General features: G+C 41.1%; 23 protein-coding genes and 1 pseudogene. 8 read left to right on the top strand and 16 right to left on the bottom strand.

What is annotated here, in order from left to right; translation table 11 throughout:
- Nucleotides 1–29: 29 nt before the first annotated feature.
- Nucleotides 30–239 (bottom strand): helix-turn-helix transcriptional regulator, encoded by a 210-nt coding sequence (locus tag B3O12_RS03210; protein WP_189628826.1) that lies wholly within the window; start codon nucleotides 237–239, stop codon nucleotides 30–32.
- 187 nt (nucleotides 240–426) lie between these two features.
- Between B3O12_RS03210 and B3O12_RS03215 the strand changes: the two genes are divergently transcribed.
- The gene (locus B3O12_RS03215) at nucleotides 427–567 is read left to right on the top strand and encodes a hypothetical protein (RefSeq protein ID WP_189628827.1); all 141 of its coding nucleotides are present in this window, start codon (nucleotides 427–429) and stop codon (nucleotides 565–567) included.
- Here the strand turns inward: B3O12_RS03215 and B3O12_RS03220 are convergent.
- From B3O12_RS03220 to B3O12_RS03230, 3 genes are read right to left on the bottom strand one after another with little or no spacing between them, the layout of a single operon-like run.
- The gene (locus B3O12_RS03220) at nucleotides 564–1,112 is read right to left on the bottom strand and encodes a hypothetical protein (RefSeq protein ID WP_286755280.1); all 549 of its coding nucleotides are present in this window, start codon (nucleotides 1,110–1,112) and stop codon (nucleotides 564–566) included. The genes B3O12_RS03215 and B3O12_RS03220 overlap by 4 nt on opposite strands.
- Nucleotides 1,113–1,125: 13 nt before the next feature.
- A complete protein-coding gene (locus tag B3O12_RS03225) occupies nucleotides 1,126–1,674 on the bottom strand; it encodes a hypothetical protein (protein ID WP_286755281.1) in 549 nt (182 codons plus the stop codon).
- Between the two features lie 24 nt (nucleotides 1,675–1,698).
- Entirely contained in the window at nucleotides 1,699–3,129 is a 1,431-nt protein-coding gene (locus tag B3O12_RS03230) for a pyridoxal phosphate-dependent decarboxylase family protein (protein ID WP_286755282.1), read from the bottom strand.
- Nucleotides 3,130–3,202: 73 nt separating this feature from the next.
- Here B3O12_RS03230 and B3O12_RS03235 point away from each other — a divergent pair, with 73 nt between their 5' ends.
- From B3O12_RS03235 to B3O12_RS03245, 3 genes are read left to right on the top strand one after another with little or no spacing between them, the layout of a single operon-like run.
- On the top strand, nucleotides 3,203–3,796 hold the full coding sequence (locus tag B3O12_RS03235; RefSeq protein WP_189628830.1) for a LemA family protein: 594 nt from the start codon (nucleotides 3,203–3,205) through the stop codon (nucleotides 3,794–3,796).
- The gene (locus B3O12_RS03240) at nucleotides 3,796–4,236 is read left to right on the top strand and encodes a TPM domain-containing protein (RefSeq protein WP_189628831.1); all 441 of its coding nucleotides are present in this window, start codon (nucleotides 3,796–3,798) and stop codon (nucleotides 4,234–4,236) included. Before B3O12_RS03235 ends, B3O12_RS03240 begins: the two co-directional genes overlap by 1 nt.
- 1 nt (nucleotide 4,237) lies before the next feature.
- Entirely contained in the window at nucleotides 4,238–5,056 is an 819-nt protein-coding gene (locus B3O12_RS03245) for a TPM domain-containing protein (RefSeq protein ID WP_286755283.1), read from the top strand.
- A 165-nt stretch (nucleotides 5,057–5,221) separates the two neighbouring features.
- On the opposite strand, the gene B3O12_RS03250 is transcribed toward B3O12_RS03245, so the two are convergent.
- Nucleotides 5,222–5,890, bottom strand: a complete 669-nt coding sequence (locus B3O12_RS03250) for a LytR/AlgR family response regulator transcription factor (RefSeq protein WP_286755284.1) — start codon at nucleotides 5,888–5,890, stop codon at nucleotides 5,222–5,224.
- Complete coding sequence (locus B3O12_RS03255; protein ID WP_286755285.1) at nucleotides 5,887–6,165, bottom strand: GHKL domain-containing protein; 279 nt, start codon at nucleotides 6,163–6,165, stop codon at nucleotides 5,887–5,889. The genes B3O12_RS03250 and B3O12_RS03255 overlap by 4 nt, the downstream gene beginning before the upstream one ends.
- Nucleotides 6,166–6,297: 132 nt before the next feature.
- Between B3O12_RS03255 and B3O12_RS03260 the strand changes: the two genes are divergently transcribed.
- Nucleotides 6,298–6,585 carry a hypothetical protein gene (locus B3O12_RS03260; RefSeq protein ID WP_286755286.1) on the top strand — a complete coding sequence of 96 codons (288 nt, stop codon included), beginning with the start codon at nucleotides 6,298–6,300 and terminating at the stop codon, nucleotides 6,583–6,585.
- A 362-nt stretch (nucleotides 6,586–6,947) separates the two neighbouring features.
- Here B3O12_RS03260 and B3O12_RS03265 read toward each other — a convergent pair whose 3' ends face one another.
- The 5 genes and pseudogenes from B3O12_RS03265 to B3O12_RS03285 form a co-directional block, all read right to left on the bottom strand.
- On the bottom strand, nucleotides 6,948–7,157 hold the full coding sequence (locus B3O12_RS03265; protein ID WP_286755287.1) for a helix-turn-helix domain-containing protein: 210 nt from the start codon (nucleotides 7,155–7,157) through the stop codon (nucleotides 6,948–6,950).
- Complete coding sequence (locus B3O12_RS03270; RefSeq protein ID WP_286755288.1) at nucleotides 7,150–8,061, bottom strand: IS1595 family transposase; 912 nt, start codon at nucleotides 8,059–8,061, stop codon at nucleotides 7,150–7,152. Before B3O12_RS03270 ends, B3O12_RS03265 begins: the two co-directional genes overlap by 8 nt.
- Nucleotides 8,062–8,543: 482 nt before the next feature.
- A pseudogene (locus tag B3O12_RS03275) lies at nucleotides 8,544–8,617 on the bottom strand.
- A 29-nt stretch (nucleotides 8,618–8,646) separates the two neighbouring features.
- Nucleotides 8,647–9,126, bottom strand: coding sequence for a hypothetical protein (locus B3O12_RS03280; protein ID WP_286755289.1), 480 nt, complete (start codon nucleotides 9,124–9,126; stop codon nucleotides 8,647–8,649).
- Between the two features lie 263 nt (nucleotides 9,127–9,389).
- Nucleotides 9,390–10,574, bottom strand: a complete 1,185-nt coding sequence (locus B3O12_RS03285) for a histidine kinase (protein ID WP_286755290.1) — start codon at nucleotides 10,572–10,574, stop codon at nucleotides 9,390–9,392.
- A gap of 161 nt (nucleotides 10,575–10,735) precedes the next feature.
- Between B3O12_RS03285 and B3O12_RS03290 the strand changes: the two genes are divergently transcribed.
- Nucleotides 10,736–11,152 (top strand): VOC family protein, encoded by a 417-nt coding sequence (locus B3O12_RS03290; protein ID WP_286755291.1) that lies wholly within the window; start codon nucleotides 10,736–10,738, stop codon nucleotides 11,150–11,152.
- A 37-nt stretch (nucleotides 11,153–11,189) separates the two neighbouring features.
- On the opposite strand, the gene B3O12_RS03295 is transcribed toward B3O12_RS03290, so the two are convergent.
- The 3 genes from B3O12_RS03295 to B3O12_RS03305 are packed head-to-tail and all read right to left on the bottom strand — an operon-like array spanning nucleotide 11,190 to nucleotide 14,289.
- A complete protein-coding gene (locus tag B3O12_RS03295; protein ID WP_286755292.1) occupies nucleotides 11,190–11,888 on the bottom strand; it encodes an ABC transporter ATP-binding protein in 699 nt (232 codons plus the stop codon).
- Between the two features lie 13 nt (nucleotides 11,889–11,901).
- The gene (locus B3O12_RS03300; RefSeq protein WP_286755294.1) at nucleotides 11,902–13,377 is read right to left on the bottom strand and encodes a DUF5687 family protein; all 1,476 of its coding nucleotides are present in this window, start codon (nucleotides 13,375–13,377) and stop codon (nucleotides 11,902–11,904) included.
- 6 nt (nucleotides 13,378–13,383) lie between these two features.
- Nucleotides 13,384–14,289 carry a M28 family peptidase gene (locus tag B3O12_RS03305; protein WP_229838510.1) on the bottom strand — a complete coding sequence of 302 codons (906 nt, stop codon included), beginning with the start codon at nucleotides 14,287–14,289 and terminating at the stop codon, nucleotides 13,384–13,386.
- Nucleotides 14,290–14,372: 83 nt separating this feature from the next.
- Between B3O12_RS03305 and B3O12_RS03310 the strand changes: the two genes are divergently transcribed.
- Both B3O12_RS03310 and B3O12_RS03315 read left to right on the top strand, forming a co-directional pair.
- A complete protein-coding gene (locus B3O12_RS03310) occupies nucleotides 14,373–15,428 on the top strand; it encodes a hypothetical protein (RefSeq protein WP_189628838.1) in 1,056 nt (351 codons plus the stop codon).
- A gap of 80 nt (nucleotides 15,429–15,508) precedes the next feature.
- The gene (locus B3O12_RS03315; RefSeq protein ID WP_286744744.1) at nucleotides 15,509–17,056 is read left to right on the top strand and encodes a M20/M25/M40 family metallo-hydrolase; all 1,548 of its coding nucleotides are present in this window, start codon (nucleotides 15,509–15,511) and stop codon (nucleotides 17,054–17,056) included.
- 137 nt (nucleotides 17,057–17,193) lie between these two features.
- Here B3O12_RS03315 and yjjX read toward each other — a convergent pair whose 3' ends face one another.
- Both yjjX and B3O12_RS03325 read right to left on the bottom strand, forming a co-directional pair.
- Complete coding sequence (gene yjjX / locus B3O12_RS03320) at nucleotides 17,194–17,727, bottom strand: inosine/xanthosine triphosphatase (protein WP_286755295.1); 534 nt, start codon at nucleotides 17,725–17,727, stop codon at nucleotides 17,194–17,196.
- Entirely contained in the window at nucleotides 17,714–18,820 is a 1,107-nt protein-coding gene (locus tag B3O12_RS03325; RefSeq protein WP_286755296.1) for a hypothetical protein, read from the bottom strand. The genes yjjX and B3O12_RS03325 overlap by 14 nt, the downstream gene beginning before the upstream one ends.
- Nucleotides 18,821–19,049 lie beyond the last annotated feature (229 nt).

Below are 19,049 nucleotides of genomic sequence, written 5' to 3' on the forward strand. Positions count from 1 at the left end.
AAAAACACTTCAATAATTTTAATCTATGGTTAGTGCTGGTAGTCTACCGGCTCCAACTCAAAAAGTTTGTTTACCGTGGTATTGAATATTTCGGAAATTTTAAGAGCCAGGGCGGTAGACGGAGTGTATTTACCCCGCTCTATAGCGTTAATGCTTTGTCGGGAAACACCAACCATTGTGGCCAGCTGCTCTTGGGTGATCTTTTTCTTCTTTCGCTCTACCTTCAGGGAATTCTTCATTCGATGAGGTTTATTTTCGCTGTGAAATTAGAAGCAAAACCGCCTTGACTTATCCTGAAACTGGTTAACTTTTTATTACATTTTGAGCCGCAGAATGCCTTGTGTGTTACACCCCTGTTAAAAAACTATGAACCACTTCTTAACATGAAGCTTTTGCCATATCTTTGCGACCTAAACAATTAGAGATATGTTATTCGATCCACCAATTGCTAGCGGAGCCAATACTTTCATTTGGATTGTAGTAATCCTGATTGCTTTTGTAGGCGCAATTTCACAGCACGATGCTCTTTTCAAAGGCAAGAAAAAGAAAGAAGACGAGAGTCATTAAAGACTCTTTAAAAGCCCATAATAGTCTAGCATAGTAATATGAAAGGCCTTACGGCTGGTAGTATCTGCTAGTATGGGTATGTATTCTGAATCTTGCTTGAGGTAAAATTCACACCCTCTTTCTAGTTGATCTAAAACTTGAGCGGCAAACTCAAGGTGCTTTTTTCTGTCCCCTTGTTCAAAGAAGATAAGGCCTCTAATTCCTTCATAGTCGCGCCATAATAGTTCGAACTCATCAGGATGTTTTATATAGGCATTGGGTTCAACAATTATTTCGCTTTGCTTGTATTTCCAGTCAATTAAAATGCAAAGATTTATTATTGGCCTGGACTGATCGAGCACCCGCTCTTTCAACCTTAAAGCAAGCTTCATTCGGTTTTCAAAAGTGTCTCGGTCATAAGAGGGAATTCTATTGAACTTAAAATAATTGAGGTTATAATTCGTCAGCTTTAAATCAATGATCTCCTGATCGAATTTTGGAGTCTTTTCTTTTTGGCAACTAAAGGTGATGACTAAGATAAAAATGGTGAGAGCTCGGAAATGCATTAGAGTGAGTGTGTCAATACTCTAAAGTTAGCCGAAAATAATCGAACATGGTAACTCTGAAGGCTTCTCTGCTTTTCGAATCAATTAAGAATGCCTTTTTTACTCCATCCTTCATTATATAGAACTGACTTCCATTTTGTATCTGATCATATACTTTGGCTGCAAAGTCTAACTGATTCTTCTTATTTCCGCCTTCTAAACGGATTTCTCCACTTTTTCCATCTTCATTTTCCCAAATAACCTTTATATCGGACAACGAGCCTGCGGCTGAATTAGGTTCAAGTAGAATGTAGGCTTCGTCATATCTCCAGTTATTAACAATACTGAGGTTCAACACGGGCTCTTCCGATTCTTTAACTCGCTTCTTAAGTCGATAGATTTCCAGTTTGGCTTCCTCCATCACTTCTACATCGTAGTATGGTTGTCTTACGTTTTTGAAGAATAGCTTAGAAGATTCATCGGTTTTAAAGCCAATAGTTGTCTGATCAACTTTCTTGTCTTTTGCCGGATTGCAAGCGGCAATAACAAGCAAGCTCAATAGCAATAAGGACAACCTTTTCATGTCGAATGGAACCTAATGATTGTTCTAAAGTTTGATTTCGCTCGCTGTTTCTTGAATCAATCGCCAGGCGTTTTCCACATGAAAGGCCTCTAAATTGGTGTTTCCAAAGGCCAAACGTAAAACAAACTTTCCTTTTAGCTTGGTCTGTGTGAAAAATAACTTACCGGAATTGTTGATCTTATTCATGATGGCTTCGTTCAGTGCGTCAAGCTCAGATTCTTCTCCTTTGGTATACCTGAAGCAAACGGTGTTCATAGGAACGGGAGCCATCAGCTCGAAGTCGGCATGAGCATCAATCTCCTTGGCCAACCACTTTCCGAGCATAATATGCTTTCGGATTTTCTCCTGAATGCCTTCGACTCCAAACTCACGAATGACAAACCAGAGCTTGAGTGCCCGGAACCTTCGGCCAAGGGGAATTCCCCAATCGCGATAGTTCTTCACCTCACCATCTACCGAGGTTTTTAGGTAGTCTGGGGTAATGGTGAAGGTATTGACTAAACTTACCGGGTCTTTCACAAAGTATGCTGTGCAGTCAAAATTGGTGAACATCCATTTGTGCGGGTTAAAAACGAAAGAATCGGCTTTTTCAATGCCTTCGGAAATCCAGCGCATTTCAGGAAGTACCAAGGCTGTTCCAGCATAAGCTGCATCTACATGATGCCAGATATTGTGCTTCAGGCAAACGTCCCCAATCTCATCAATAGGATCCACAGCCGTTGTGCTGGTAGTACCTATGGCTGAAACCACACATAGAGGAATATATCCAGCGGCTTTATCGGTTTCAATGAGCTCTTCAAGCTTTTCAGGGATCATGGCGTAGCCATCATCTACTTCTACCTTTCTCAAAGCCTCAATCCCAAAACCTGCAATTTTTACGGCCTTGTCTATAGATGAGTGAATTTGCTCTGAGGAATAAATGGTAAATTTTCTTTCATCGAAGCCCTTTTCGTTAATGCTGTAGTTGGTCGCTTTCTCCCTTGCAGTGAGCAGTGCACACAGTGTAGCGGTGGAGGCCGTATCTTGAATAACACCTGTAAATGACTCTGGCAAGCCCAACATTTCGCGTAGCCAATTCATCATTTGTTCTTCCAGTTCTGCTGCGGCAGGCGAAGTAAGCCATTGCATGCATTGTGCTCCCAAGGTGCTCATCAGCATTTCGGCCAAAACAGAGCCTTTGCTTTTATTGGCTGGGAAATAGGCCATAAAGTTGGGGCTCTCCCAATGCGTAATGCCAGGCATGATTATGTCATTGAAGTCCTTCAACATTTGGTCGAAAGACTCAGGCTGGTTGGGTGCTTTAGTAGGAATTTGTTTCAGAATGTCTCCGGGTTTTACCTGAGACATTACTGGGTAATCTTCAACCGATTCAAAGTAATCGGCCATCCAGTCTACCAGTTGGTGTGCGTGTTTTCTAAAGTCTTCAGTGTTCATTCCGATACGCTTATCTGCCATATTGTCCGATAACAAAGTTAGCATATATGTTGCAGGCCTTCTGTCGTAATTTTTACTAAAACCAAAATAGACGATGAAGAAAAAGTGGATAGTACTGATTGTGGTAGCGCTCCTGCTACTCATCGGTTATTCGAGTATTAAAGGAACATACAACACTATGGTGACCACAGAAGAGTCCATTAGTGCCTCTTGGGCTCAGGTAGAAAACCAATATCAAAGAAGGGCTGACCTTATTCCTAACCTGGTAAATACAGTAAAGGGATATGCCGATTTTGAGCAAGAAACCCTTACCCAGGTAATCGAAGCCAGAGCTAAGGCTACATCTATTAGCGTAGACCCTAACAGCTTAAGCCCGCAGGCTATTGATAACTTTGAGCAGGCACAGCAAGGATTAAGTTCTGCTTTGGGTCGATTGTTAGTGACTATTGAACGATACCCTGACTTGAAGGCTAGCCAGCAGTTTCAACAGTTGCAAGTTCAACTGGAAGGTACCGAAAACAGAATTGCCGTGGAAAGGAGAAACTTCAATGAACAAGTACAGAGCTACAATACGTACATTAAAACGTTTCCTAAAAATATATATGCCAACCTCTTTGGTTTTGAGTCCAAGGGGTATTTTCAGGCAACTACAGGAGCAGAGAAGGCACCAGAAGTAAGTTTTGACTAATGGCTGAAGCACATTTTACATCGGACCAGAAGCGCAGAATCAAAGCAGCCATTCAAGAGGCTGAGCTAAATACCAGTGGCGAAATTCGCGTGCACCTGGAAAACCATTGTAAAAAGGACAATGTGTTGGACAGAGCGGCTCAGGTTTTTGCTCAGCTAAAAATGCATGAGACGGAAGCCAGAAATGGTGTACTCATCTACATGGCCATTAAAGACCATAAGTTTGGCATCATAGGCGATGGCGGTATCAACGCTAAGGTGGAGCCGGACTTTTGGGATATTACCAAAGAAAAAATGGTAAAACATTTTAAGGAGGGCAATTTTACCGAAGGCTTAGTGGAGGGCATTTTATGTGTAGGTGAAAGGCTAAAGGAGTTCTATCCTTACCAGAAAGGCGACATTAACGAATTATCGGACGATATCTCATTTGGCAAAAACTAATATGCGGAACTTACTAGTAATACTATTTATATCGATCAGCAGTTTAGGGTTTGCACAAACAGGAATTCCGGATGCGCCAAACCCTCCTCGTTTGGTTAATGATTATACAGGCCGAACACTGTCTCAGCAAGAACTACGGGTCTTAGAGAATAAACTTCTAGGCTATGAAGACTCGACCTCAACTCAAGTGGCAATTCTTATTGTAGAGTCACTGAATGGTTATGAGGTAGTAGATTTTGCGCAAAGAACAGCAGAAAAGTGGAAAGTAGGTACGGCCAAAGACAATGGGGTTTTCATTGTTGTTTCTATTAATGATCGAATGGCCGCCATTGTTACGGGTTATGGAATGGAAGGCTCTATTACCGATGCAGCAACCTATACGATTCGCGAAGAATATATGAACCCAAGATTTAGAGAAGGCAACTTCTATAAGGGTTTGGATGATGCTACCGATGTCATATTCAAATTGGCCTCTGGAGAATTCAAAGCGGAACAATTTGGACAGAATAGAAAAAGAAACTCAGATGGAGAAGGTGGTTCAGGAATTCCATTTTTCTTCTTATTCATTCTGTTCTTCTTTATCATACCTGCTATTGTGGGTAGAAAAAGAGGCCGAGGAATTGGCTCCAGAGGCTTGCCATGGTGGGCATGGCTAATGATGGGCAACTCCATGGGCAGAAGAAGAGATGACGACTGGGATAACTTCCGCGGTGGCGGTGGTATATTCGGTGGCGGCTCTGGTTTTGGCGGAGGAGGCGGAGGCTTCGGTGGTTTCGGAGGCGGCTCTTTTGGAGGCGGAGGTTCCGGAGGCAGCTGGTAAGTCAGTCAATCGGTTAATCAGGAAATTAGATATTGAGGCTGTCTCAAAAGCTAACTGTCATTCCCGACCCCGATCGGGAATCTCCTAAAATTCATTTCAAAAGCATTTAGAGATTCCCAGTTAAGCTGGGAATAACGATAACGGTAGTTTTTGAGACAGCCTCTTTTATTTGATGACCAGTGATTTCAGCTTCTCATATCCTTCTGTATTAATTGGCACTTGGTGCTCCCTAACTTTTGCTTGGTGTTTTTCCAGCTTTTCCACGAGCTGTGAATTAATGATAAACGACCGATGCACCTGAACAAAGCTTTCCGGTATTTGGCCTAAAACTTCCTCAAAAGTCATTCTGGCAAGTGTGCTACGCTCCTTTTCTACCAGTTTTAGATAGTTACCTTCTCCTTTAATAAAGAGCAGATCGTCAAAGTTGATGCGTATATACTCATAACCAGACTTTACAAAGAAGTAGTCTTCCTTTGCTTGTTTTAGACCCTCTTTCACTTTCATTACTGCTTTCAGAAAGCGACCAAATTCGAAGGGCTTGAGTAAATAATCCGCTGCATTGTGTTCATAGCTTTCCACAGCATATTCGGAATAGGCCGTGGTAAAAATGATCTGAAACCTGGCATCGGTAGCTTTTAGCAAGTCGAGGCCAGAGATATCTGGCATATTGATGTCTAGAAAGATCAAATCTACTTTATTTTTTTGTAGAAAGTCTAAGGCTGCAAAGGCATCGGTAAATGATTCTTCCAGTTGCAGGAAGGGGATTTTGGAAGCATGTTCTTCTACCACCTTTAAGGCAATAGGCTCATCATCTATGGCAATGGCTCTAATCAATTGAGTTCAATTTTAAGGTTGGCTTCAAAGCTTTCTTCATTCTCAAATAGCTGGAAAAGGTGCTTGCCTGGATAGAGCATGGTAAGCCTTTGCCTTACATTCTCCAGCCCAATGCCACTCTCTTCTTCGGTAGATTTCAGCTTTTTATGATTACTGTTTTTCACATTTAAATGAATGGCTTCTTTGCTACAGCTCAATTTAACCTCAATCCATGAATTGTGATGCGCACTGACCCCATGCTTAAAGGCATTTTCTATAAAAGGAATAATAAGCATAGGGGTTATTTTACCCTCACACGCTTTGTCTATCTCATACTCCAATCTCACTTTTTCATTTCCATCAACCCTTAGTTTTTGAAGCTCAATGTAGTTCTCCGGTGCTTATATACGTGTTAGACCAAAAAGAAAATGAAAGACATTAGAGGATTAACAAACAATCCACCTCTTAACTATGGGTTGAGGGTTATGGATATCGACAAAAGAGTTAGCGCATTTCTTCCTGTAGGAAGCATTGAACATCGAATACTTGTTGCAGATATATGTAGTAGAATAGGGTATCTTGATTCTTTTTATCAAGATGTGGCAGAATGTCAGGTAAAGGAGTATTTTAAAGAAAAATCAAGGTCTGAACTTAAGAAAGAACTTTCTGGTAAGTTCCTCGCTGGCATTAGAGATGTTAAGATCAAAAACTTCTAAATCGTTACTAACTAATATTAGTGTTGCATCATCATTATTGAAAAGATCTGCAAGAACGATTAATCCTGTTCCAGTTAAAAATCTTATTACTTGATTATAAATTTGCTTATCACCGTAAATATCATCCGTTAGGTACTTTTTACCATTGTATTGTAGAACAATATTGTTAAACACTAACTCTTTACCCATCTTATTGTTTATTTAAGGATAGGCAAAATAGGTATAAATAAATGTCCTACTATTTTTTCTTGTCTTTAGGTTTGTCTTTATCTCCCTTGACCGAAGCTTTAATAATCTTTCCGAATAACTCACTTGCCTCTTTTGGGCTTTTCTTATCTTTAGCCATACTTCAAATATAACAGTTATAAGAAGTCCTTAATATCACAATTCAAGGCTTCTGCAATCTTTCTAAGAGTTCCTACTTTTGGGTCTACGTACCCTGTTTCTGTTCTGGCCATGTGGCTTTCGTCTAAACCAGTAAGGAGGCATAATTCCCGAATAGAAATCTTTCTTTCGTTCCTTATGCTCCTCATTCTTTCTCCCATTCTTTTTTGAAAGTCTGTATTATCCATTTATCAGTGATTTATAGGTTAATCTTCCATTACATCTAGAGACAACATCTGCAAACCTTTCGTCTTGCTCTAAGCCTCTAGTGTTATATCTATAAGAAGACTCATTGCAATATCTTTGCAAATGCTTTGGAGAAACAAAGTGGTGAATTCCGTGAATCTGTCTTTTCAACACACTCCAAAACCCTTCGATTGTGTTTGTGTGAACATCACCTCTAACATACTCTTTGCTCCTATGGCGAACCGTATCATGCTTATAGTTGTCTTTCACTTTATTATAAGCTCGGCTTTCATCTGTATACATTGTGCTGTTAGGCTCAACGAATTCAACAACCGCGTTCTGGATGTTCTCAACGTCAGCATTTGGGATAACTTTAGTTTTTACTTTTCCCTCTCTCTGAACAGCACCTATTACCATAGTCTTGTTATCATTTGCCTTATACTGCTTTCTTTTGCTAACGTGCTTGTTAGAGATTTTTCCACCTACGTAAGTTTCATCAATCTCAACAACCTCATTTAACAACTCAGGCGCATTGTCAGCCAGCATTTCACGGATTCTGTGAGTCAAGAACCAAGCTGTCTTTTGCGTAACGTTCAACCATTCTGCAAGTTGTAAACTGCTAATTCCTTTAGAGTGAACCGAAAGGATATAAGTAGCCAAAAACCACTTAGTCAAAGGGATTTTGGTGTTTTCATACATTGTACCAACGGTTACAGTAAATTTCTTTCTACAAACTTTTTCTCGACACTTATAAGTCTTGTTGTCAGTTTTGAACTTAACAACGTTGGTTGAACCACAATGAGGACACGCAGGAGTGTCACCCCATCTTTGTTCTTCCAAAAACTCTCTACACTTATCGTCAGTGTTAAAATACTGGGTGAATTGTATGATTGATTTGAAGTTCATTTCCGTTTTGTTATATACAAATATAGTCGAATATATTTGTATTACCTAATGTATATACAATTATTGTCGGTTATTTTTGTATGTTTGTTTCATGGTCACATACAAAGAGAGAAAAGAGAACACTAAAGTGTTTGTTCTCATTAAACATGGGGTGGTTATAGGGTGTTGGGGTAACCTTAAAAACCTTTGTGAATCACAAGAAGACCCTAACTTTCCTAGTTACTGGACATTGACAAGAAAGAAAGAAGATGTGATCGAGTTTGGGAATTACTCAATTCATAAAGTAAGGCTATATTGATACAATTATTTTCGAATATTGTTGTATTGAAAAGTTTTTCATATCTTTGAAATGCAAAAAGGGTGCTAGAACACCCTTTTTGACTCCTAAATGAAGGAGATTTGAATGAAAAACCGTGTTGAGTCTGCTAAACTCGATCTAGGATAGCTAATGAGACTATCTTCGAACCACGGTGGTTAACCAGTAGAGAGAGGGGGACTCGAACCCCCAACCTGCATTTACGATTATATACTGCTCTATCCATTGAGCTATCTCCCTTAGGACTGCTGATACCAGTCCTTTTTATTTTAATCCAATTTATATTCAATACCATCAATTGGCTCTCCATCATTATCAATCCATTCAGGTAAACCATAAGTGAATGTTTTTCTTGAATTACCTCTAGGATTGTATTTTACAAGTTTATTGTTTTGAAGTAATTCATTTAAAGGAGGTCTGATTAATGCCTTACAATCATCAATAGACTTTTCATCAGCATCATAACCAACTATTTCTTTTGCTATTACATTGACATGTAAAAAACTACCAGTACCTCTTGTAATACTTAATATCCTTTCACCTCTTTCTTCTACCGATAGTCTACCGAAATTATATAACTCATCACTACCTTTTTGTCCTTTAATACTAAAAGTCATCGGTTTTGACTTTGGAGTATTATCTCCTTCAAGAATAGAAATAGCAAATTTAAGTGATGCAATCTTTTCTTCTGCATCACTTCTTATTGCTTCTATCTTTTCTTTTAATTCTTTAATTGCTACCTCTTGCATGATTTCCGAATCTTGAGGTTATAAAGGTATGACTATTATTTTTTAGAAACAATAAGTGACACAATAAAAAAATAGTGTAAAAACACACTAATGCTTTTTAAGCTCTTGGGCTGCGATTATGTATAAAATGAAATTTTAGAATAAATTTATTTACTGGATGCGGAGGCTTTCTTATCTCATAATCTATATAGATGCCAAAAAAGACCTTTGGGTCTTTCAATTATTTAGAATATTATATCTATGGATTTTATGGGGTACTTGGTCTAACAGGTATATAGGCACCAGTTCTCCACATATTCAAACTCCCGGCTGATTTCAATAGTATCTTCCACATTTTCGCGAAGCATAAAGCGCATCATTTCACTAAGCTTTTGAATACCCGTTGAGGTTTTCGGGCTACTTTCTTCCAGTGCCAAACCATACAAGCTATTGAGGGAGTTGAAGAGAAAATGCGGGTTGATTTGCGATTTGAGTTGTGAAAGACTAGAGTCCTTGTGTCGAAGTTCTAGCCTCAGAGCTTGATTTTTTCTTATGTATTTTGAATAAAAGCTGAATTGAAGTAACGATTCAGATAGAATGAGTACAAAAAGAACGGTTGAAACTATCAAAAATGATGGAATGGTATAATTCAAATAGCGGTCACCAAAATGAAGGTTTAGTTCAGTTGAGAAATATATAATAGCTGCACCGCCTGATGTCATTATGATACATTGCGAAATCTTACTCCAAAAGTTCTTAAAACTCAACTGATCATTTACGCTAAAAGCTTCAAGAAATAGATAGGACATAGTAAAGGTTACTAAGGCAAATAGCAACGAGGTTGGAATCATTAGAGCGATTTGTGAAGGAGTTTCACCAACATTTACGAGTATATTTATGATGAGAATCAGTAGAAACTGAACGGTATAAAGCAACACCCAAAAATCCGAACCTAATACTCTAAATAGTTTCCCTTTTTCATTGTTTAAGTATTGAAGACTGTTTCTTATCAATAGCCCCAAAGAAACAGCAAAAAAAGAGTGAATAGTTTGTCTTAAGAACAAATGGGAGAACATACTAATTTCTGAGGCAGCCACCTGACCATTATAAGGAGTGATTGAAAAATAGGGATTTGTAGCCTTTATAATCATCGAAAAAATCAGCCCTAGAACCATAGATATTAAAACAAGTATGGGCAAGGAGGCCTGCCACCCTATCTTTTTATTTAGGGGTTGATATATGTGTTTAAATGATAAGTAGGCAATGATCAGGTAGACCGTATATTCCGAGAATTTTTGAATTTTGAATGTCAATAGTTGATTAGCGATAAGTGCATCGTCATTGATCAGTTGTGATATTCTCCTTTGGTATTCTAGACCATGTAATGCGTTAAGCTGAAAATATTTTTCTGCAAAAAATAGTACTACTGCAACGAGCACCAGAACCTTTAAGATTATAGATTTTTTCATGCTTTTTACTTCAACATTAACCAATCACCGTTCTCCATTCCACCAAATGTGACCAACCACAACCTAAAAGTGACGAATTTCTAACAATGCTATGCTGAGTAGAATTAAGTCGTAAATTCACCCCCAATCAACGAATAACCAATTACCTAATTGACCAAACAATGAATACTCCTTTTCACTTAGCATTCCCTGTCAAGGACATTGAATCTACCAGAACCTTTTTTGGCGAATTACTCGGCTGCGAAATTGGTCGCTCTACCGATAAGTGGATCGACTTTAACTTCTTCGGCCATCAGCTCAGTGCGCATGTTAAGCCTGAAGAACTGGCTCAAGCCAATACTAATGCTGTTGATGGTAAAAACGTACCTGTCCGTCATTTTGGAGCTGTTTTAGAGTGGAATCAATGGCATGAGCTTTCAGAAAAGCTTAAGCAGCACGGCATCGATTTCGTGATAGAACCATACATCCGTTTTGAAGGAGAAGTTGGCGAACAAGCCACCATGTTCTTCTTAGACCCAAGCGGAAATGCACTGGAATTTAAGTCGTTCAAAGACCCATCTCAGATATTTGCTAAGTGACAAAAAAGTGACCGTATAGAAGACCTTCTATGCCTCGTTAGTAGGCCGCAAAGTATTCTTCCAGTTCTTTTAAGGTAGAACTGCTAGTTTGAATATCCTGTTTTACCACTCCTTTTTCCAGTAATACAATGCGTTCGCAAACCTCAGTTACATGGTTAAGATCGTGGCTGGAGATAAGCATGGTCAACTGATGGTTTTCTTTCCAGTCTCTCAGCAAGTTTTTCAATCTAATTTGAGTGGTTGGATCTAAGTTGGCAAAAGGCTCATCGAGTAATATGACCTCCGGTCTACCCATAAGTGCAGCAGCAATACCTACCTTCTTTTGATTACCTTTAGAAAGGTCTCTGATGTACTTGTTTTTGCCAACAATTTCACCATTAAAAAGGGCTTCGAATTGGCTCAAAAACTCTTTGAGGTCTCCCTGGGAGTAATCGTGCAAAGAGGCCACAAACTCAAAATACTCGTCAGGAGTTAGGTAGTCAATCAAAAACGACTCATCCAGAAAAGAACCGGTATAGTACTTCCAGTCTTCGGTTTGGCTCACATTCACTCCTTTAGAAAGCACCTCTCCCGAACTGGCCCTTACCAGATCCAAAATCATTCTAAAAAAGGTTGTTTTACCGGCTCCGTTGTTACCTACCAACCCAAAACTCTCTCCCTTGCCAATGACAAGCTCAGGAATATCGACTACGGTTACACCCTTGTACTGTTTTGTAAGTCCTTTTACGTTAATCATGTCTTATTCGAATTTATTGAGCCCTGAATCCTGCTGCTATTTTGTGTCTGTTTTTGACGAACGATTGGGCTATATAGTTCAACCACTTATCGCGAAGTATAAATCCTGTCAGACCCACAACCCCCAGCGTTATGAGTCCATAATCTTCTATGTCTAATATTATAAATGGAACAAAAACCAGGTATGGCAAAAATATGATCGGTAGTGCCATCAAGAACTGGGCTGCCCCAACCCCTTCGTAGTTAAAGGCTGCGCGTTTGCTCAGGTCAATTTTTTTGGGGCTAAAAAGAGCAATTCGCATAACCAAAAACACATTGACTCCAATGTTAAAAAGGAAGCAAACCAAGTTAATGAAGACAATCTTCATTCCGAAATAGGCATAGCCCAACGAAAGCACAAAGGCTATAGCGCTAGTAGCTACAAACAGATAGTACTTGGCTTCAAAGTATTGATGAAAGGTAACTTTTCGGGTAAGTACAAAATCGAAGTAGCTGCTTTCCCAACTCAGTAAAAACTGCCCATACTGAATAAAGAAAATACCCGTAATAAAAATGCCTACAAATAAGAATATCCAGCTCATTTGTTGATACTGCTCCTCGGGATAAAAGATGAGTCCATAGAGTAGCAAAAAACTGGCAAGAAACACCGCACTTTTAGGGCGTTTGTGTCTCAAGATTAATTTAAGCTCCAGAGCAATGAGCTCTCCTACACGGCCAAAACGTTTAAGAAAAGCAAAATCTCCGGCAATTTTCGATGTCTTCTTTTTGGTAGATATCTCCTCCGGATAGGTATTGGCCGCCAGAAAGCGGTAATTGGCATTGTAGGCAACAAACCACAGCAATAATGGAATCAATGCATAAACAGGCTGACCAAGCAAACCATTGAAGAGTGTAGCGGAAAGCTCAGAGAGCGAAAATACTTCATAGTAGTCTGCAGCCCCCACGGCCATAAACAGGCCTGCTATTACCAACAACAGATTGGGCTGTTCATTAAGCTTTTTCTTGAATAGTATAGTGAGAAAGTGCAGAGTAAAAACAAGGCTAATAATGGCCAGAAGCCAGCCAAGACCGGGAAGAAAACCCGCTTCGGGTACAACAGTGCTTAATGTAAAAGGCAGAAAAATGAGTATTCCGAGAAAATTAAAAACACTCAGGTGGCTTTTTCTGAGCATAAAGTGCAGCATCTTCTTTTTGCGCATGGGTAGGTGCAAGTAGGGCTGAATAGCCAATATCGGCACATTTTGTAAAAAGAATCGCAAGAAAAACTCAAAAGCAAAATAATAAATGACAAAACCACTCACCACCTCTATAGGGCTTTGCCCGGGAAAAACCGACTCCAGTATTTTGGGCAAGAAAATACCCACAAGTAATACATAGAACAGCAACATTAAAGCAGCGAAGCCCAGAAAAACATTAGCAATAAGGTTTTTGGCCCAAATGGGAGATCTTAGTTGCTGTTTAAAAGAATGGCTGAGTAGTGTTTGAATCATAACGGTTTAGTTAAGAGCCGCATCCAGGGCTAAAATGCAGTCCAAAATGGCGTGCACCGCCTTTATGTAGAAATCCTTATTAACGTTCTCAAAATCATCGGTAGGCTTGTGATAATGCTCATGATCTTCTACACCAAAGTAGAGAAAAGGGATTCCCTTTTTATGAAAAGGGCCATGGTCCGAAGAGTTGGTCCAGTCGTCATTGCCCAGGTCGGGAGAGTCATGTCCAAACTTGAGCTGCAGAGGCAATACATTCACTTCCTGAATAATAGGTTTTAACTGAGGGTAGTGGTGCGTACCGGCTACGTAAAGCTCATTTTTATCGTTCATGCTGATCATGTCCATGTTAATGTTCAGCTTGATCATCTCTTGCGGAATGCTAGGGTCATTTACAAAAGCTTTAGCCCCTTGCAAGCCCATTTCCTCGGCATCAAGCGCGGCAAACACCAGCGTATGTCGGGGTTTGTAACTCTGAAAATATTCTGCCAGTGCCAATAAGGCAGCCACTCCGGAAGCATTATCATCGGCACCATTGTACACCACCCCATCACGAACACCCAGATGATCGAAGTGAGCAGTTATAACAAAGGCAGTTTGTTGTTCACCTTTAATGTAGCCCACAATGTTTTCGCCCTGAATGGTATCGCCTCTGGAGGTGGTAAAAGAAAAGGGGTGCCTGAAGTCATCCTGAAGGCTCTTCAGGCGCATATTTTCCATTTGCTTAATAATGAATCTTCGGGCGGCCTCGGCTCCATTGGTTCCGGTCCTTCTGCCTTCGGCTGCGTCATGAGAAAGTTTTCTCAAGTCTTCTAGCATAAATTCTGTATCCAGCCGATCTAACTGGGCCTGGCTCTTGAGGGAAAACAGACAAAAGAGAAGAGAAAACAGAATGAAATTTGAATACCTTTGCATCGTTATGGGAGTTGTAGAAAGCATATTGCTATCTGGTTGCTGATTCGATCCTTTCTTAAACATAATCAATACCTTAACAAGATTTGCGCTCATTTGCCTACAAATTTCTGTTCATTACCTCTCTGCTAACCATCGCTTTGGTTGGCCATGCACAAACCGATATCAAAAATATTCTTGAGAACCTTAAGCTCAATCAAGCCCTTTATCCTCCTGAAGATATTTTACAGACAAAGTCAGTTGTACTTTTTTCTGTGCCGATGGATGATGACGCGACCGAATGGCAGAATATGCTCGATGAAATGCAACAGTTTTTTGCAGAAGTGGGGGTAGATGCTGTGGCTTATTTACCGCTCAATAATTACGATGTGGGTATGCACACCCCCCAGGCTTTTCCCGAGTTTATCAAAACCAGAGGTATAGAAAATCTCATTATCTTTTCAGCCCCACACCTTAAAGGGCCTTATTTTATAGCCATATTACCCTTTAACAAACAAAACACCCTCTACAACCCCGGTACTTCTGCTTTTGCCCGATTAGCTTCCGACCCCAAAACGGTATGGCAAGAACTGGGCTCCTATTTTAAGACCGACCAGTTTAGGAGAACCAACCTGCTGGTGAATGAAAATCCGGAAATGTTTTACCCCACCGTTGCGCCAGGTTTGATAGCCCGGTCTATTCCGTCACAGGTGGCAGAGTTCAAAATTGCTCTAAAGCCTTACGATGCTCAAAGAGGCCAAAAGGAACCTGTTTACAGATTACACCATAGCCATATTTTTGCAGCCGACTCTTTGCAACAAGTCTTGATGAGGCAAAACCAGGTCCTGGAAGCTCTGGCGGCCGACACTACTAACACCATGGCACTGGTAGATCGTGCAGCCACTTCAGCCGAATTGAGGAGAGCCGGGTTTATCTATGAGTTGCAAATGGTTCAAGGAACGGAAGAAGAGGTAAGCAAGTGGATTCCTTTTCCAAACCGGACAAAGACCGGAAAGCAAAGGGTGTATAAATTCTATTTGAATGACCTTCGAACCAACACCATTTATGTTGGAAAAGAGTGGGATGCCTCGGGCGACTGGTTTTTGGCGCTTGCCCGTTTTGTGGAACAAATTAGACTTGCCGCTACTCAGAAAGGCAATTGAGAACGGTTATTTTCCACACATCCCAAAATTGAGCCTACTATTTGTACGGATACCTATCTTTAACAAAAACCAATGATAAAATGAGGACAGTAAAAGTATTTTTTGTGTGCTTATTGCTATGCACATACTCCGCATTTGGGTTTCAAAACACCCAAATCGATTACAATGCACTTTATAAAATAAAGGATGAAGGCCTGAACAACAGCCAGGTAATGGACATTGCCTGGAACCTCACCGATAGGATTGGACCTAGGCTTACGGGTTCAGAGGGTTTAAAAAGAGCTTACGATTGGACGGCCGCTCAAATGAAGGAGTGGGGTCTTTCTAATGTGAAAGTAGAGCCATGGGGTGAGTTTGGAGAAGGCTGGGACGTAAGAAAGTCTTATCTGGCCATGACAGTACCATACTATCAGGCGTTAATCGGTATTCCAAAAGCCTGGACACCGGGCACCAACGGACCTATTTCGGCCGAAGCGATATATGTAGACGTAAGTTCCGAAGCCGATCTTGCTCAATACAAAGGCAAACTCAAAGGAAAGGTAGTTTTAATGCCCACCAACATTGAAGCAAAAACCACTTTTGAGGCAGATGCCACCCGTTGGACGGAAGAGCAGCTGCAAGACATGACCACCGAAAGAGTGAGTAATGCGGATGGTTCTTTTAGCCAAAGAAGAATATCAGACTTCAGAAGAGCAGCCAACTTGAGAAATGCCGCCTATCAAATGTTTAAAGACGAAGGAGTGGCCATGGTGCTCAATACACACAGAGGAGGAGGACAAGGTACTTTCTTTACTTCTAATGGTGCTCGCAGAGAGGAGAACCCCCTTCCTGAAATGGAAATAGCTCCGGAACATTACAACCGAATGGTAAGACTTTTGGTGAAAGGTGAGCCGGTTAGAATAGAAGCCGACACAAAAACCGAATTTCACACCAAAGACCTGCAGGGCTACAATGTAATTGCAGAAATTCCGGGTTCAGACCCTAAGCTTAAAGACGAAGTTGTAATGCTTGGTGCCCACCTCGATTCTTGGTTTGCGGGCACAGGAGCCACAGACAACGCGGCTGGTTCGGCCACCATGATGGAGGCCATAAGAATACTTAAAGAGTCGGGCGTGCCGTTAAAGAGAACTGTGCGAATTGCTCTTTGGAGCGGTGAAGAGCAGGGTCTTTACGGTTCAAGAAACTATGTTCAGAAAGAATTTATGAACAATGGTATGCCTAACAAAAAGCACGAGCAGTTTTCGGCCTACTACAATATGGACAATGGAACAGGAGCCATCAGAGGTATTTACCTTCAGGGCAACGAAGCCATTCGTACCATTTTCACCGAGTGGTTCAAGGTGTTTGAAGACATGGGTGCCAGTACTGTAACCATTAGAAATACCGGAGGAACCGATCACCAGGCTTTCGATGGTATTGGTTTGCCGGGCTTCCAGTTTATTCAAGATCCTATAGACTACGGTACAAGAACCCACCACACCAATATGGATTTGTACGAAAGACTACAGGCAGCCGACTTGAGAAAAAATGCGGTGATCATTGCTACAATGGTAATGCAAACCGCCAATATGGATCAGAAAATGCCTAGAAAGCCTAAGGTATTTGATAACCTTAACAGAAGCAGATAGCTTGTAAACTACTGCAAGTAAAACTCATTATAGACTGCCGACTCTGCCAAGGGTCGGCAGTTGTTTTATATGCCATTGCCCACAGGTTTAGGCCTTTAAAAAAAGCCACCTACTAAGTCAGACTATCGGGCTGAGGGCTAGTATAAATCCTGATTTACGAAAGGAATGAGGGCGAAGACTACGGCCGGTTCGTAGTATTCGGCTCGGTTGATCAGGTCTTTAGTGAGAATACCTACCGCACCATTTTTCTGCTTAGAGTTGGAACGCTTAAAAACCATATCGTCTGCCACTCCGAGCTCTATGCCCTTATGAATGAGCTGCTGAATTTGTGGAGGAAGATCGAAACTGGCTGTTCGTGCTTTTCCCCTTCGGGTGGAAGAAACAATGTATACCCAGGCAAAAGCCTCCATGCTCTGGTGTACCTCATCAATACCACCTTCTATACCCACCCAGTAGTGAGCCTCAGGAACAAGCCTACTGGCATTTTCGGCCCGGTTTTGGGCTCCCTGCAAGGTTTCTTTGTCGGTCATGGGCTGGTCGGCCACTCCTGATGGAACCGAAATACCCTCCACTAGTATACGACTCTCGGGAAATACCTTTTTAAAGGCAGCAGCCGTACAGTTAATCTTTACCGGGTTTTTAGAAGCAACAACTACTTTAATTTCCTTCATTCAACTTTGCCAGTTTCTCCGTCATGCCAAGGCGCTCATAGTATACCTTGAGTGCCCTCATTACTTTCTCATCTTTCGGGTTAACCTCCCGGGCCTTCTCCATATATGGCAGTGCTCTTCGGGTCCAATCATGGCCAATCTGCTCGGTTTCTTTGCCGCGTATTTCGTATTCTTCCTTGCTCATAAGGTTTACGCGCACATAAACCCTATTGGCCTGTTCGTTAATCATTACCGAATAATTGTAGTTGGCTGTAAAGTCGTTTGGAAAGCTTGTCAGATAACGCTCGTAACTTCTGGAAGCCATTTCAAAGTAGCGCTCCGATCGCTCAGGCTCGCCATTCAGGTAGGCTTCTTTAAATATCCGATCGTACAGGTCGGCCTGTCTAAGCACCAGCATGGCGTTGTTGGGGTTACGCTGTATGGAGGTTTTAAGCACCGACTCGGCTGCTTCAAATCGCTTGAGACGAATGAGAATGCTGATTTCCTGAAAGATATAGGGCAAGTGATTGGGATACTCAAAAAGGGCTTCTTCCACAATGTCCAGTTGCTGTGTATCGGGCACACCCAAAGCCTGCTGGCATACAATGAGGCCGTTGTAAGCATTTTTAGAAAGGCGCATAAAATCTCTAAGTGCCAGGTAATTATCTATAGCCTTTTGGTATTGACCTGCATTTTGAGCACTTAGGGCCGCATATAAATAGCCGGTAGAATCTGCCGGCTTTAGTATTTGAGCTTTCTCGAACAACTCGGAGGCCCTACTGAACTTGCTGCTTTGGAAATCGGTGATGCCGTTATTAATAAAGTCAGCCCACAGTAGTTCAATCTGATTGTTCGCCAAAATGTGAAGATTGTTGGAAGGGTCCGTGAGTTCTTTAGTTTTCTTGTAGGCTTCGGCTATGGTGGTAACCAGCTGTTTTTGATCGGCTTTAATCTCCTGAATGGCCGGGTCGCTCGATTTCAAGATTTCATGATACACCCTTGCCTTAGTGTACCATGCCCTTGGGTTTTGTTTAGCCTCCGCAGCTTGAAAGGCCTCATCTATCGCGGCTTTGGCCTCCACATAGTTCTTGTCGTTGAGGAAGGTGTTCGCCACAGAAATCAGGTCCTGCGCACGAGCGTGCTCGGTTAAGAGGGAAACCAATATGATGACGACATATTTCAATGATCCAGCCTTGCCGCTAGTGGCAAATTTAAAAGATTTGAGAGATTCTATTAAAAAGTTGAGGCTTGAATGAGAATTAAATATACACCTCTTTTCAAGACACTTAAATATAAAAAAATGTATTTGACACGCTTTTAATCGAAACAGGTGTCTATCAGGG

The organism is Roseivirga sp. UBA838, from assembly GCF_002296035.1.
GTDB classification, from domain to species: Bacteria; Bacteroidota; Bacteroidia; order Cytophagales; family Cyclobacteriaceae; genus Roseivirga; species Roseivirga thermotolerans.

What these genes read in the sequence shown, in the direction of transcription:
- B3O12_RS03210 (WP_189628826.1), bottom strand. Translation starts at nt 239, where the DNA reads ATGAAGAATTCCCTGAAGGTAGAGCGAAAGAAGAAAAAGATCACCCAA.
- B3O12_RS03215 (WP_189628827.1), top strand. Translation starts at nt 427, where the DNA reads ATGTTATTCGATCCACCAATTGCTAGCGGAGCCAATACTTTCATTTGG.
- B3O12_RS03220 (WP_286755280.1), bottom strand. Translation starts at nt 1,112, where the DNA reads ATGCATTTCCGAGCTCTCACCATTTTTATCTTAGTCATCACCTTTAGT.
- B3O12_RS03225 (WP_286755281.1), bottom strand. Translation starts at nt 1,674, where the DNA reads ATGAAAAGGTTGTCCTTATTGCTATTGAGCTTGCTTGTTATTGCCGCT.
- B3O12_RS03230 (WP_286755282.1), bottom strand. Translation starts at nt 3,129, where the DNA reads ATGGCAGATAAGCGTATCGGAATGAACACTGAAGACTTTAGAAAACAC.
- B3O12_RS03235 (WP_189628830.1), top strand. Translation starts at nt 3,203, where the DNA reads ATGAAGAAAAAGTGGATAGTACTGATTGTGGTAGCGCTCCTGCTACTC.
- B3O12_RS03240 (WP_189628831.1), top strand. Translation starts at nt 3,796, where the DNA reads ATGGCTGAAGCACATTTTACATCGGACCAGAAGCGCAGAATCAAAGCA.
- B3O12_RS03245 (WP_286755283.1), top strand. Translation starts at nt 4,238, where the DNA reads ATGCGGAACTTACTAGTAATACTATTTATATCGATCAGCAGTTTAGGG.
- B3O12_RS03255 (WP_286755285.1), bottom strand. Translation starts at nt 6,165, where the DNA reads ATGCTTATTATTCCTTTTATAGAAAATGCCTTTAAGCATGGGGTCAGT.
- B3O12_RS03260 (WP_286755286.1), top strand. Translation starts at nt 6,298, where the DNA reads ATGAAAGACATTAGAGGATTAACAAACAATCCACCTCTTAACTATGGG.
- B3O12_RS03265 (WP_286755287.1), bottom strand. Translation starts at nt 7,157, where the DNA reads ATGGATAATACAGACTTTCAAAAAAGAATGGGAGAAAGAATGAGGAGC.
- B3O12_RS03270 (WP_286755288.1), bottom strand. Translation starts at nt 8,061, where the DNA reads ATGAACTTCAAATCAATCATACAATTCACCCAGTATTTTAACACTGAC.
- B3O12_RS03280 (WP_286755289.1), bottom strand. Translation starts at nt 9,126, where the DNA reads ATGCAAGAGGTAGCAATTAAAGAATTAAAAGAAAAGATAGAAGCAATA.
- B3O12_RS03285 (WP_286755290.1), bottom strand. Translation starts at nt 10,574, where the DNA reads ATGAAAAAATCTATAATCTTAAAGGTTCTGGTGCTCGTTGCAGTAGTA.
- B3O12_RS03290 (WP_286755291.1), top strand. Translation starts at nt 10,736, where the DNA reads ATGAATACTCCTTTTCACTTAGCATTCCCTGTCAAGGACATTGAATCT.
- B3O12_RS03295 (WP_286755292.1), bottom strand. Translation starts at nt 11,888, where the DNA reads ATGATTAACGTAAAAGGACTTACAAAACAGTACAAGGGTGTAACCGTA.
- B3O12_RS03300 (WP_286755294.1), bottom strand. Translation starts at nt 13,377, where the DNA reads ATGATTCAAACACTACTCAGCCATTCTTTTAAACAGCAACTAAGATCT.
- B3O12_RS03305 (WP_229838510.1), bottom strand. Translation starts at nt 14,289, where the DNA reads ATGCAAAGGTATTCAAATTTCATTCTGTTTTCTCTTCTCTTTTGTCTG.
- B3O12_RS03315 (WP_286744744.1), top strand. Translation starts at nt 15,509, where the DNA reads ATGAGGACAGTAAAAGTATTTTTTGTGTGCTTATTGCTATGCACATAC.
- yjjX (WP_286755295.1), bottom strand. Translation starts at nt 17,727, where the DNA reads ATGAAGGAAATTAAAGTAGTTGTTGCTTCTAAAAACCCGGTAAAGATT.